Annotated in this window: 11 protein-coding genes; 2 read left to right on the top strand and 9 right to left on the bottom strand. The window is 48.2% G+C overall.

Annotation, left to right across the window (positions count from 1 at the left end; all coding sequences use genetic code 11):
* Positions 1-15 precede the first annotated feature (15 nt).
* The 3 genes from K2F33_RS22250 to K2F33_RS22240 form a co-directional block, all read right to left on the bottom strand.
* Positions 16-495 carry a GyrI-like domain-containing protein gene (locus K2F33_RS22250; protein ID WP_145133029.1) on the bottom strand — a complete coding sequence of 160 codons (480 nt, stop codon included), beginning with the start codon at positions 493-495 and terminating at the stop codon, positions 16-18.
* A gap of 196 nt (positions 496-691) precedes the next feature.
* Positions 692-1,114 (bottom strand): DoxX family protein, encoded by a 423-nt coding sequence (locus K2F33_RS22245; protein WP_212968256.1) that lies wholly within the window; start codon positions 1,112-1,114, stop codon positions 692-694.
* A gap of 33 nt (positions 1,115-1,147) precedes the next feature.
* Entirely contained in the window at positions 1,148-1,627 is a 480-nt protein-coding gene (locus tag K2F33_RS22240) for a GyrI-like domain-containing protein (protein WP_263882420.1), read from the bottom strand.
* A 288-nt stretch (positions 1,628-1,915) separates the two neighbouring features.
* On the opposite strand from K2F33_RS22240, the gene K2F33_RS22235 reads away from it, so the two are divergent.
* On the top strand, positions 1,916-2,497 hold the full coding sequence (locus K2F33_RS22235; RefSeq protein WP_163875272.1) for a DUF6241 domain-containing protein: 582 nt from the start codon (positions 1,916-1,918) through the stop codon (positions 2,495-2,497).
* Between the two features lie 222 nt (positions 2,498-2,719).
* Positions 2,720-3,535, top strand: a complete 816-nt coding sequence (locus K2F33_RS22230; protein ID WP_145133022.1) for an alpha/beta fold hydrolase — start codon at positions 2,720-2,722, stop codon at positions 3,533-3,535.
* Between the two features lie 121 nt (positions 3,536-3,656).
* On the opposite strand, the gene K2F33_RS22225 is transcribed toward K2F33_RS22230, so the two are convergent.
* The 6 genes from K2F33_RS22225 to K2F33_RS22200 all read right to left on the bottom strand — a co-directional run bounded on the left by K2F33_RS22225 (position 3,657) and on the right by K2F33_RS22200 (position 14,133).
* The gene (locus tag K2F33_RS22225; protein WP_263878627.1) at positions 3,657-7,178 is read right to left on the bottom strand and encodes a discoidin domain-containing protein; all 3,522 of its coding nucleotides are present in this window, start codon (positions 7,176-7,178) and stop codon (positions 3,657-3,659) included.
* Between the two features lie 283 nt (positions 7,179-7,461).
* Complete coding sequence (locus tag K2F33_RS22220; protein WP_263878626.1) at positions 7,462-8,736, bottom strand: Gfo/Idh/MocA family protein; 1,275 nt, start codon at positions 8,734-8,736, stop codon at positions 7,462-7,464.
* Between the two features lie 102 nt (positions 8,737-8,838).
* Positions 8,839-10,521 carry a response regulator gene (locus tag K2F33_RS22215; protein WP_263878625.1) on the bottom strand — a complete coding sequence of 561 codons (1,683 nt, stop codon included), beginning with the start codon at positions 10,519-10,521 and terminating at the stop codon, positions 8,839-8,841.
* 12 nt (positions 10,522-10,533) lie between these two features.
* Positions 10,534-12,264, bottom strand: a complete 1,731-nt coding sequence (locus K2F33_RS22210; protein ID WP_263878624.1) for a sensor histidine kinase — start codon at positions 12,262-12,264, stop codon at positions 10,534-10,536.
* 39 nt (positions 12,265-12,303) lie between these two features.
* Positions 12,304-13,182, bottom strand: coding sequence for a carbohydrate ABC transporter permease (locus tag K2F33_RS22205; RefSeq protein ID WP_076164971.1), 879 nt, complete (start codon positions 13,180-13,182; stop codon positions 12,304-12,306).
* A gap of 45 nt (positions 13,183-13,227) precedes the next feature.
* Positions 13,228-14,133: an ABC transporter permease gene (locus K2F33_RS22200; protein WP_263878623.1), complete on the bottom strand. Its 906-nt coding sequence runs from the start codon at positions 14,131-14,133 to the stop codon at positions 13,228-13,230.
* Positions 14,134-14,211 lie beyond the last annotated feature (78 nt).

Below are 14,211 nucleotides of genomic sequence, written 5' to 3'. Positions count from 1 at the left end.
TCTTGCTAATCTCGTTTACTTCTCGACAACCGGAATCCACATTTCCCCATATACAAAGCCGTCTCGCTGTCCCATCTCAACCGTTGCATTGGGTCCGCCAACATAAGCGTAATGTTCGGCTGCTGGCAAGACTTGACCAAAGGCAATCCCAGTAAGCGTATTACTCAACTCATCAGCCGACTTCCCTTCGCCTTTAACGACGAGGTATTGTCCCTTAGGGAATTGGATCACTCTGTGTTCTTCCGGGATCGAGGAATCTGTCATGACTCCAGCATAATACATCATCTTGTGATTTACCGCTTCGTTTACCGCAAAAATATAGTCGTTCGCAGCAATAGCCTTTAACGTTTCAAGTCTTCCATCCTGTTCCACGGACCGCCAAAAGTTCTCCTTCTCCTTGTTCATGCCGGCATAATCCGTGTAGTCGCTCTTCAGCTCCGTTCCAATACCAAGAACGCTAAAGCTGTCTTTTTCCTCAAAGGTATACGTTGCCATCATTCCAGCTCCTTTTTTTGAATGGATCAATTCATTGGTTTAATTACTTGATAGGCTTATCATAACCATAAACCATGTCAAAACATGATACTGTTTAGAGGGCAACCAATTGTCCTCCCCCGCGGCTCCCCTACCTAATATTAGGCAGGGGAAGTCTATCGGATCACAAATGAGGTTGCGTCATGTCACGCCTTTATTAGAGTCTGCGGCTTTTCGGACGCAGTGCCCAGGAGGCTATGCCAAGCGCGGCGTAGAAAAGCGGAAGAATTACATTGAACCCACCAACCCCGTAATCGTGAGCGAACACATGAGATAAGGTGGCGCCCGTCATTAGAAAAAAGATACCGCTATAAGCCCATTCCTTAAGACGGGGGAAGCCTGGCATGACGATCGCAAGGATTCCAAGCAATTTCCAAGTCCCGAGAATGTAAGTAATATATAACGGGAAACCAATATGAGTCACTAAATCGACATTGCCACCCAATCGCATCAATTGCCCGATCCCGCTTAATGCAATAGAGAATGCGAGAATGATGGTGACAGTCCAATAAGCGGCCGTCTTTCCGAACCGACGGGATTCAACCTTCGTTATTTTTTCATTACTGGTAATTGTATTCATTTCCATTCCTCCTAAGGTTTTATTTTGTTTTATTTACTTCTTCACAACCGGGATCCACATTTCCCCATATACAAGGTTGTCACGGTGCCCCATCTCGACCGTTGCGTTGGGCCCGCCGACATAGGCGAAGTATTCGGCTTCGGGTAAAATTTGACCAAAGGCAATGCCGGTAAGCGTACGACTTAAATCCTCTGTCGTCTTCCCTTCGCCTTTGATGACGAGGTATGGTCCATTAGGGAATTGGATCTCTCTCTGTTCTTCCGATAACAATGCTTCTGTCATGACGCCGACATAATACATCCTCTTACCGTTTACCAGTTCGTTTACGGCGAAGGTGTAGTCGTTCACAGCGACAGCCTTTAATGCATCAAGCCTTCCATCCTGCTCCACGGTCCGCCAGAAGTTTTCCTTCTCCTTGTTCATGCCCGCATAGTCCGTGTACTCGCTCTTCAGTTCCGTTCCAATCCCTACAACGATAAAGCTGTCTTTCTCCTCAAGAGTAAATGTTGCCATCATCCCAGCTCCTTTTTTTGATTTGATCAATTCATTTGTTTTTCTTGATGGGTTAATCATAACGATGAATCATGTCAAAATATGATACTGTTTAGAAAGCCCGATACGACACCCACAATTCTGACCTGCTTGATCAAACAAATTTGCCTTCTTACAGCACTCTCCATTGGCTTTAAGTGCTACATCATCAGGTTCTTTTCTAAGTTCCCAGACTATTGACGGGATATAGTCCGATATCTATAGTGTATTTATGTACGAAGTACACAAACTTAACGGGAGAATCTTGAAATGTCCACTAAAAAGAGATGGGTTATCACGTTTGTTGTCGTGGCAGCCATTGCCGTCGTTGTTGGAACTGGCCTTTTTGTCAAACACTTCATAGATGCTCTAGTGAGTGACCCGGATGATCGTAAACAAGCCGAGAATCTAACTCCTGCACCTTCTCCGAAACCTGGGCAAACCCGAACCGACCTTGGGAACCTTCGCACAGATGACAATGACAAAGTTGATCTACTGCTGAAAGACGCTTTAAAGCCCGAGATCGTTGTTGCAGAGAGTGACGTCGTCAACATCATGCACCATATGACCCATCAAAAGGTAAAGGCGAAGGAAAAGTGGGTCTCAATCGAAATGACGCCGGAACGGGTGCAGCTGCTGGAACAGATCATTCAAGTCAAGGGGACGAGTTGGATTAATTACGCAAGGATGCTCGATATCGCGAAGAAATGGGAGGCCGGCGACTTTTCTACCGTCGATGAGGATCACAACTTTTTTTGGATGATCGAAAATGGGTCGATCGGGAAAGCGAAAGGCGTTCTTACGGAGAAAGAGGAGCAGGAATTCATCAAGAATACGTTTCATAAACAATAAGAAGCCCTCAGCGGCTTCTTTTTTTGCCCATAAAAAAAGGCAACCTTCTGCAAGGCAGCCCCTTCTCGGTATTGGTCTATGCAGCCATTAGTGGAACGAAAAATTCACCCCACGGTTCTGCCATGCTTCCGGCATGCAGCTATGCCGCGACAGGGCATTCACGTTTGGGCGCTGGGCGCGTATCCTATCGGGAAAGGATTTTGATTTACGGAGGCATGGACAGTGGGATACTATGTGACAGTTGAGCCGGGGGTACAACTCTATGTGGAGGACATCAACCCCGCAGGAAGCAAAACAATCGTGTTTCTTCATGGCTGGCCGCTTAATCATGACCAGTTCGAATATCAGTTCAACGTGCTGCCGGGCATGGGTTACCGCTGCATCGGCATCGACTGGCGTGGCTTCGGCAAGTCGGACCGACCCTACGGTGGATATCATTTAGAACGGCTTGCGGACGATATTCGCGCCGTCGTTGATGCGCTGCAACTGAAAGACTTCGTGCTCGCCGGGCATTCGACCGGTGGAGCGATCGCGATCAAATACGTCGTGCGGTACAATGGCGGCGGCGTATCCAAACTCGTACTGATCGACGCGGCCGCGCCGCGCGGCTTCACCAAAGAGACGGCAGCGCAGCTGCTGAAGCAGTCGTTGAACGACCGGGCAAACATGATGCGCGGCGTGACCGACATTTTCTTCTTCCGGTACATCAGCAAGCCATTTGCGGACTGGTTTGTTCAGATGGGCATGCAGGCTGCCGGGTGGTCGACGGCCGCGATCATCGTCATGCTGCGGGACTTTGATTTAACCGCCGACCTGTCACACATCCAGGTTCCAACGCTGATCGTTCATGGCATTCACGACCAGGTCATTCCATTCAGCCAGGCGGAGGAGATGCAGCGGTTAATCCCCCATTCGCAGCTTGTACCGTTCATGTACAGCGGCCACGGCTCATTCTACGACGAACGCGACAAATTTAATGAGGTCATGCAGGAGTTCGTCGGGAATGCACGGCTCGCTCCGCAGCGGGTACCGCAATAGCAGCACGATAGGCAAATTGAAAAAACGACAGCCTTTATGCCGGTTGTCGTTTTTTCGTTTCCCTGATGATGCACAGTTAGTCGAAGAAGGTGTCTCATCCCTCACAAAGAACTCTATAAAATCATTTGGATTGCATGCCATTCACCAAATCTCGCAGCGGTCCCAGGTCGGCCGTCGCGTCGTACGGATAACGATTCAGCACCTGCAGCAGCAGTTTACGCAGCGTTCCGTTGTCCGTTTTCTTCAGAAGATCTTCCACTTGAGCAATCAGCTGCTTATACTCCTGATTATGATAGGGTCCGTACACCTCGAATTCAAAGAAGGAGTTTCCGAATACGGTGGCACGTTTCACACCCTGGAATTTGACGTAACGCGCCTGCTGCGGATCGAACGTAATGATATCCAGAAGATTGCCCTTAGAGGTGATCACTCCGTCATCGCCGGACACATTCGTCCAATTCGTTTTGTCCGTAGATACGAGCAGCTGGTATTTTTCGGCGTAGGCTCCTTGCCACTTGATGATGACCTTGCCGACGTCTTTTGGCTTGCCCAGATCGACGATAAACCACGCGTCATCCACGTAAGCGCTCGACCATCTGGACAGTGGAGACATATCCCCGTCAACCGCCTTGTCAGAAGAGTAATACGGGAATTCGAGTTCGGACGACTCCGCGGCCTGATGGAGCGCCAAATTATCGCCGCTCAGCAGCTCGATCGGTTTATTGTAGATCATGACGTTATCCAATACGCCCTGATACGCATTCGTTTCGCTTCCGATCCTCAGCGTCGGCAGCACAAGCGTATTTAATTTCGGATATTGTTCCTCCAGCCTTTCCACGTATTCGTCCAAATTAACGAACAGTGTCACGCCTTTTTTGTCGCCCTTCAGCGTAATATGCGTCCACTTGCCTTCCTGAACCGAGTAGTTAAACGTACTGTCGTAATGCTCCTTTGTGAAACCAAGCTTGCCGCTGCTGCCTTGTTTCAATTTTAGCGATCCGGCCGGAGATTCCATCAATACAGCGTTATCGGGGTTGTTTTTGTCAGGTTTGATCCACATCGAAACCGTCCAGCCGATACCTAAGGCATCGATCGGCGTTTGAATATAGCTCTTCCCGCCATTCAGTCGAACACCATTGCCGTATTTTCCTTCCGTCATATTGACGTTCACGCCCTTGCCGTCAAAGAGGTTTCCGGATTCGTCCTTGAATTTGTTCTCAAAAAGATACGAAATGACTTTGTTATCATTGTTACTTACGGTGATTTTGTGGGACATGTCGGCGTTTGGCGCATCGGCGATTGCCTTCGCCCGCTGCTCGAATTTCTCGTAGGATCGGTCATCCCTCGTTCCGGTCCACATTTTTTCCGAAACTGCTTGAATTCCCGGAAGCAGACGTTCATGCGAATCGTCCATCGACAGGCCGTTGGCTTCGGACACGTCATTCCATAAGCAGAACATACCGCCTTTGACGCGCGGATGGCCGTAAGGAAGTGTCGTAGATTCCCACTTAACTGGCTCCCACTCATTGTAGATGAATTGGGAATTCAAATAGTCGCCGTATAGAGTAGGGACGATGTACAGGAATACGTTTTGGGTGTTGATGACGTCATAGCCGAGATCCACTGCCTGCTGCGGAGAACCATAAGGTTCATGCCATATGTTCATGGTAGCGTCGGTGCTGATCGGCGTCGTGCCGTTATGTTGTGTAAGTTCGCCCCACAAATGCGGATGTTTGCCTTTGCTGTTGAGATGTTTGATCATCGTATCCATATAACCGCGGAACACTTCGGTATTTCCGCCGTATTCGTCTGTACCGATGTTGACGTCCGGACCGATGAACGTCGGATCATTTCCGTCCACATATTCATCCCATAAAGATTTAACGAACTGAACGGTTTCCGGTTTGGTAATATCGAGCCCCCGGTCATTTCCAAGCGCCGGATTGTAGGAAGTGAATGCTCGGGAATGTCCCGGCGTATCGATTTCCGGAATGATGTTTATGCCGTATTCCATGCCCAGCAGCTGCAGATCCTTAAATTCCTGTTTCGTATAATGGCCGTTCGGACTTGCCAGCCCTGGATAGGTGGTGCTTTCGAGACGGAAGGCGGCCGTTGTGCCGTCCGCAAACGGTGTGCCGACGTCATCGTTCAAATGGATTTGGAATGTGTTCATTTTGTACCAGGACAACAATTTCACGTAATTTCGGAGAAAATCGATCGTATAAAACTTGCGCGCGACGTCGATCATCAATCCGCGCTGGGCGTATTTCGGATAATCCATGGCTTCGCCTCTCGGAATCGTCCGGTCCGGATGCTGCTTGATGATTTGCAGCGCGGTTCTCGTACCGTAAAACGCTCCTTTGGCGGACACGGAAGCGATCGAAACGTAATCGCCGACCTTGAACCGGTTGCCTTCTTCGCCGAGCCTTGTCAGGGATGGATCGATGGACAAGTACAAATCACCGGCTTTCGGTTTGCCGGCCACGATCTTGAGATCATCCCCGGTCAAATCCAGCAAATCCCGGCGGGTCAGCTCGGCCGCATTCCGCAAAGCGGATTCGTCTTGCGGATTCACGACGATGCGCGAAGAGTTTTTCAACCTAAACTCGCCGGTATCCCCGTACCATTCCTTCAGGGACGGAATGACGTCCGGTTCGGCGTTCCGGTCCGGAGTTTGCTTATGCAGTCCCGGCACCACAACGGGAATATTCCCCGAAATCAGCTTCCGGTTCGGGTCTTTCTCATCTTCCACTTGTACAATGAGATTGACTTTGGCATCCACCAGCGGTGTACGGATTTGGCCGTCCTGGTCGATGACAGGCTGGCGGTCGCTTCCATACAGGCTGACTTGATAACCCTCGGGCACGTCCACATCCGACCAATCGAGTTTCGTTTGTCCAGGCTGGACTTTCAATGCCGCAGAGACATTGTCGATAATCGTTTGCAAATCATGTAATTGGTACACTTCGAACTCATAAAAAGAGTATCCGTACAGCGTACCTTCGACAGGCGCCCGTTTGACACCCTGGAATTTTACGTACCTTGCCTCTCGCACAGAGAAGTCGATACTTTCGACGCCACCTTTGCATTGAATAATGCCGTCATTATCCCTGACGTTCTCCCAGTTCTCACCGTCAACTGACACGAGGATTTTGTAAGTGTCGGCAGGGGTTTGCCAGCGAATGACGACGCGGTCGATATCCTGCGGTTCGCCAAGATCAACGTAAAACCACTGGTCATCTTCTATTGCGGAAGACCATCTGGTGTTTCCTTTCCCGTCCACGGCAAGCTCCGGATTCAAATAGTCTACTTCGTTGCCGGAAGCGAAAACCGGTTTATTCAGAGCCAAATTGGTTCCGCTGAACGTGGAGGATGCAGCCATCAGGCTGGCGGCTTCATCCTCCTGGGGCCCGTTTGTGGGCGTACCGGAATCCTGGCCGTAAACGGCATCGGTGACATTTGGGGGCTTATCGCCATTTTCTTCTTGCAGTTGAGGCGGCAGATCATTTGGCCCAACAGCGGAAACATTCATGATGTCCTGAGTTTCGGGCTTCGCGAGCGCGGCTGTCGGTTGAACGGCAGGCGTCAGCATGACAGCAGCGGCTAGCAGTACAGAAAATGCTCTCATTTTTGTTTTCTTCATTGGTCCCTCCATGCATGGTTTGGTTTGATGGAAAAGCCTTATATTATCTCGTCAAACGAATGGATCCCCCCTTTCACGGATTTCGGCACATGTCTTATATTGTAACCGCTTTCAAAAAAACAAAATTCTCGTTCCCACTTCCTTCTTTACTCGCGAACTTACGCAGCATCCGGGGCACACAGTTCCCAAGCCCGGACGCCGCGGATATCCGCCATGATTACTTCGCAACGAGTGATTCTGTTGAATATTAGGCTTTCCCACATCGTCTCACAGATTTCAACAATCAAACGCCCGCTTCTTCCTTCTGATACATCTCTGTCAGCTTGATGCTTCTGCCCTGCTGCAGACGAGATCGTTCGGAAGCGAAGGCCATCAAATGGCTTTGCAGGGAAGCTGTAGCCGATGTAAGGCCTTGGGTCATGTTGCGATCAAACTTATGTACATTTTGGAGGAAGGAGCTCACCATGCGCTGATCCCCTCCGCCGTGACCGTCTCCCTGAACGCTGCATTTAATTTCAATCTCTTCTCCCGTCGTATAGCGGTACAGTGTAAATGAGCCCTTATCCATATCGCCAATGATCTCACCCTGCGTGCCCATAATCTGCACACGGCGAGTAGCGCTCTTGGTTAATCCCGACATAATAAAGCTAGCGTTGGCACCACTGGCAAATTCCATATTGACGACCTGATGGTCGACAACATTGTTATCGCAGCGATAGACGCAGCGGCCGAACGGTCCTTCTTTAAGGGCCCGGATAATGCCTTCTTGTGATAAATCGTGCGTCATATAGCGCGCCCAATGATCGGCAGGCTGCTCCAAATACATTTTAATCGCTGAAAAGGCACATTCCCTCTCTGCTTCGCAGCCATCGATGCAGCGGTCGGCTGCCCCCTCCGGCGCGTTCTCGGCTTTAAAATGAAGCAATGAGCCAAAGGAGCTGACCGCTGTGCACGGCTCATCCATCAGCCAGGAGATGAGGTCCAAGTCATGGCAGGATTTGGCCAGAATCATCGGGCTTGTTTCCTCGGAATTGCGCCAATTGCCGCGTACGTAGCTATGAACCATATGGTGATAGCCTACGTTCTCTGTCAGCTGAATGGTGCCGATTGCCCCCAGCTCCCCATCCTCGACGCATTTCTTGATGCCCGACCAGAACGGGGAATAACGAAGCACATGCGTGACTGCCAGCAAACGCTTATGCTTAAGGGAAGCTTGCTCCAGTTCGATGCATTCCCGCACATTCGGTGACATCGGCTTCTCAAGCAAGACATGGTAGCCAAGCTCCAGCGCTTTCAATGCCGGTATATAATGCATCCGATCAAGCGTGCAGATGATCATCACGTCGGCTATTTTTCCCTGCTCAAATGCTTTTTCCCAGGAATGATAAACATGCTCTTCAGCGATTTGATGAATCTCGGCAAAATGTTGTCTGCGTTCATCATCCGGCTCGGCAACTGCAACAAACTTCAGCTCATTCGGGAATTTTTCCGCATATGGTCCATAGATGTATCTTCCTCTGCTGCCTGCGCCTAATAGTACAGCCGTTAATGCTTTCAATGTTCTTCCCCCTTGCCTATATACAATGGCATCGATCATGATTTCATTGTAAGGGGTGACCCCGCGCATCAAAAGAGATCATTGATTACATCCCATATACATTTATTGACCTTGCTGCATCGTTTCGGCACGGGCCGTACGAAAATCCTGAGGTGTCATATCATTTTGCTTCTTAAAGAAGCGGATAAAAGCAAGCGCTGAATTGTAGCCGAGCTTGGCGGCAATTTCATTAACCTTCATGGATGTATTGAGCAGCATGTCCTTTGCCATGACATTGCGGTAATCATTTACGTATGTAGACAGTCCAATGCCCGTGATCTGCTTGTAAAGCCTTGATAAATAGGATGGATTCAAACTGACATAATCTCCAAGCGCGGTAAGGGATATATCATCCGCAATATGCTCCTCTATATAGCGATGCACTTTATTGACGACCTCTACGGGCAGCTCTGTTCCCCTGATCGCATTCCATTCAAAATAGCAGTCCGCAATTTGCCAATAGTAAGGAATGAGCTCCGTCCATGAAGCGGTTTTCTCCTGGCGGAACAGCAAATCCAAATTCATCTGGGTATTGATGTAATCTCGCATCTCTTTATTTTTGTGCAAATGCGCCAGAAATACCGCAGATAGTGAATGGTACAGCTCAACCTTTCGACCATCCGGAGTATCCGGATCTTTCCAGCTGTCTGTCAATTCAACAAACAGTTTATTGAACTGCTCCCGGTGATTATTTTCCAGACAGCTCATCAGCAGCTGTACTCGAGCGTGGAACATGCCGTCATGATAGCTTTTTGCCCTCTCTTTTTCTTCGGACTTCTGAATATCTTGATCGGTCATAATGATTTCATGGAACAAGCCACGGCCTTGCATAAGACCGTATTTCATCGCATGAAAACGATCCGACAGCCGATTCCATGGAACGGCCTCGCTGCCAATGAGAAAAGATACGGAGAGTCTCAGCAGCTTTTTGCTGGTAGCCTGGATTGCCTCCAAATTGCCGCTCACATAGCGATATGCCCGGGTCCATTCCATCGTACCGGTATCCGCCGTTAGCTCCGGACTGGCTTTGGGCTGAAAGATCCATACCATTTTGTTCATGTCAAATACGACGGAGAAGCAGCGCAAATGGGCGGATAAATACTCATCGGCGATATTTTGAAGAGCGTAAGCGAGCAAAGCCTTGTCCGGCGCCGTGAATATTTCCTTCCAGGCATCGATCCGGCCAATCAGCAAATAGACCGGCAGCGATGCGTCGAGCGGAATGTCCATTTCCGCAAAAGCGTCCCGAAGCTGCTGCTCTGTCATCATCTTGCCTTGAAATAAGCCCCAAATATATTCCTTCTGCAAGGAGGGCAGCGCTTTTCTCATTTTGGACTGGGCCCGCATGATCATTTGCGCCTGATCCTGTTCCTCTTCAATTTCCTCTATCGCCCGTTTAACGGTATGAATAATCTTCTCGTCGCTTTCCACTTTCAGCAAATAATCAAAAGCCCCAAACGTCAGGGCGCTCTTCGCATAGTGAAAATCATTGTACCCTGTCAATAAAATAACTTTGCACTTCGGCCACTGCGATTTTATTTCCTGCAGCAGCTCAATACCCTCTATGCCAGACATCTCAATATCCGAAATCACAATATCCATTCGGTGATGAGATAGTACCTCCAATGCCTCCTCGCCTGAATAGGCTTTCATGACTTCAAGCTCCAAATGATCCGTCTTCTCGAACAACTCCAGAAGACCATCTACGATAATCGGCAGATCATCTACGATTAGAAGCCTGTACATGGCGATTCCTCCTTAGCTCATGCTCAGTTTAATAATAGCTTGAAGCCCGCCAAGCTCAGAGCGTGATACGGTGATCCCAAACTCTTCTCCATAACGAAGCTGAATTCTGCGATGAACATTAAACAGGCCGGTTGTCTCCTCCATCTGGTTTGTTGAATAACGCAGCTTCTTGCCTAGCGCTTCGATCTCTTCGTCCGTAATGAACTCGCCGTTATCTTCTACATATATGTACAAAGCATCATTTCGCAGCTTGCTGTGCACCCATAGCTCACCCGTGCCCAGCATATTGCCGAGCGCGTACTTATAAGCATTCTCAATAATAGGCTGCAAAATCAATCGGGGCACTTCAATCGGCTGGGCTTCGACGTCAAACAGTACTTGTATTCGATCCCCGTAACAGATCGACTGCATCTCCACATAAGTGCGGGAATGCTCAAGCTCCATCTCCAGCAGGATGTCGTCATCATTATGGCGAGTAATGAACTGAAAATATTGCCCGATGTATAAACAAAACTGGTAGGCTTTTTCCTTCTGGCTATCAGATTTAATCAAACGGCAAAGCACGAAAAAGCAGTTATATAAAAAATGAGGATTAATTTGCGATTGCAATCTTTTCAGCTCCGAACGCTGCGTGCGAATTTGCTGCTCATAATTTTCCTCAATCAGTGTTTTCAAAGATTTCACCGTATCGTTAAAAGCCTGGTATAAATAGCCGAACTCATCCTTCCTGCGGTCGATCAGGATCGGCTCCAGCTCGTTTTGCTGCATGCGGCGGAAAGAACGCACCAGCTTGATCAATGGACGGTATATTAACCGGATTAAAAAATAGGTGAAGAAAAATACAATAATAACGGCAAGCACGCAGGCCCACCAAAATAAAGCTTTATATACTTGCAGCGAACCGAGAATCATCTCTTCCGGAATGCTCGTTACCATGTAACAATTCCAGAGACTGGAATATTTGAATACAGTTAGAAATCGCTTGTTTTTATAATGGATCGTATCATACCCTTCATCCACGTTCGCTGCCTGCTTCTCAAAAGCCAGCTGCTTCATCAGATCATGCAATTCAAGGTCGGGGCCGCTATTGATTTCCCAATCGCGCTCCAGATTAAACAATACGGTTTGTCCTCCCCTGCTATTGCCGATTTGCGCTAAGGTCTCTTTAATTTTGCCGGTTGAGAGCTCTACGCCTACCACATAGAGCGGGTCTTTTTTGCCTGCAGGGTACTGCATCGTAATAAACAACCGGTCCTGCCAATAAATAAAAGGCCCCGTATACAGCTTCTTGTCTGGCTGCATCGCTTCATATTCTTCCGCATTCAGCTTGGTTTCATAGCTGTTGCTCAGCACTGTGCGCTCGATCTGCGGAATGTACGCCTTCGACTCGCGAATAAACGGACTGGAATTTTTCATTAAATCCAAGCGGTGCTGAATATCCAATATTTTATAAGACCGCTCATAGTAGTTCATCTGCTCACCTGTCGCAGCGACTTCCATTAAATCCCTGTCCATGACGTAGTTGGGTAAATATCGGCTGATCCGGTCTGCTTCCTGATCCAGAGAGTCTAGATAAAACCGTGTCGTATTCAAAATCGAATCGGATATTTCACTGCGGATATGATCGGCCCCTTGCTCATTCATCATCCAGGTAATAGCCATAAGCGGCAGCAAGGCCGCCAAAAAGGCGGCCATTATTTTTTTGAATATGGAGGAATCCTGTAAAAAGAATATACTTTTCATCGTTTGTTCTCCTGTGCCCGAGATCTACGACCTTCCTGCCTATTCTTTTACACTTCCCATTACAATGCCTTTAATGAAAAACCGCTGCAAGAATGGATAGACAATAAGAATCGGGAAAGCCGCAACGAAGATTTGTGCTGCCCTGCTTGTACGGTCTGACAGCTTGAGCATGAGTTCCACATTTTCTGATTTAATAAATCGAAAATCCATCTTAATAATAACGGTTTGCAAAAAGGTTTGCAGCGGATAATTTTCCGGATGATTCATATAGAGCATGCCATCAAACCAGCTATTCCAATGCCCTACCATCGTGAAAAGCCCCGTAGTCGCCAGTGCAGGCAACGATAGCGGAACATAGATTTTCCAAAGTGTTGCAAAATGCCCGGCTCCGTCAATCCGCGAAGCATCCTCAAGCTCCTTGGGCAAGTTGCGGTAAAAGTTCAATAGCAGGATGACGTTGAACACATTGATCGCCGCAGGTAACACCAGCGCCCCGAGAGAATCAATAAGTCCCAAGCTTTTAATGGTCAAATAAGTAGGAATAAGCCCGCCGTTGAACAAAATTGTAAACACAAAGATCCAGGCATAAACGGTTCTTAGACGAAACGCATTGCGGTCCTTGGATAAAGGATAAGCTGTAACAATCGTTAACAGCATGCTTAATGCCGTCCCTGCTACAACCCGCTCTATAGAAACGCCAAAGGCTCTTAAATATTCAGGCTTACCGAACACATTATCATAAGCTGCCGTTGTAAATTCTACAGGCCACAGCGCAACCTTGCCGGCTGCTGCCGCCGAACCCGAGCTAAAGGAGATCGCCAAAATATGAATAATCGGCATTAAGCATAAAAGAGATACAAGCACAAGAAAGAGTAGATTGCTAACTAGAAAAGCCCTTCTTCCGAATGACGGTTTCATGACCACGGTCTGTCTCCTTTCTGAATCACCGAATTTTCCACTCTCTTAGAAAATGCGGTAATTCGCTAGTCGGTATGCGAGTACGTAGGATACGGAAATGAAAATAAAAGATACGACTGATTTCAATAAGCCGACAGCTGTGGCAAATCCGAACTGGGCTTGCTGGATCCCCATGCGGTAGACGAAAGTATCAATGATATCAGCACTTTCATAAACCGGCGCGCTGTACAAGTTAAATATTTGATCAAATCCGGCGTTCAGCACATTCCCTATATTAAGTGTAAGCATCAGAACGATGATCGGCATCATGCCCGGCAGCGTCACGTGAAGCGTTTGTTTCCAGCGTCCCGCGCCATCCATTTCAGCGGCTTCATACAGCGTAGGGTTAATTCCGGTCAGCGCTGCCAAATATACAATGGTGCCAAATCCAAATTCCTTCCATACATCGGAGACGACCATGACGTAGGGGAACCAGTTATTATCGCCAAGAAAGAAGATCGGCTTCATGCCTAACCATCCAAGCACCTGATTAAATATGCCGGAGGAAGGTGACAAAATATCGACCAAAATACCGCTCAGCAGCACCCAGGATAAAAAATGGGGCAGATAGACCAGGGTTTGGAACGTTCTTTTCATCCACTCTCTACGCAATTCATTAAGCAAAATGGCAATGGCGATCGGCACGAACAAACCGGCAACGATTTTCATGACAGCAATATATACCGTGTTAAAAAAAATACGGCCGATATCCGGATAATCCATTAACAATTGGAAGCTCCTCCACCCGATAAACGGGGAGCCGAACAACCCTTTATTCGGCACATACTTTTGAAAAGCCATCATGATTCCGGTCATCGGAATGTAACTAAAAATAATAATAAAAGCCAACCCCGGCAGCAGCATCAAATGAAGCGGCCATTCCTTCTTCCACACGCGCGTCAGACTTTTCATATCCTCACCTCGCTGATTCACTTTTCATGCTGTGCATTCCCTACTCAAGAACCTGATTGTTCTTGAAAAAAGGAGGGA

It is taken from the genome of Paenibacillus sp. PSB04 (genome assembly GCF_025809195.1).
Taxonomy (GTDB): domain Bacteria; phylum Bacillota; class Bacilli; order Paenibacillales; family Paenibacillaceae; genus Paenibacillus_AQ; species Paenibacillus_AQ favisporus.
This window is presented reverse-complemented; position numbering and strand designations above follow the sequence as displayed.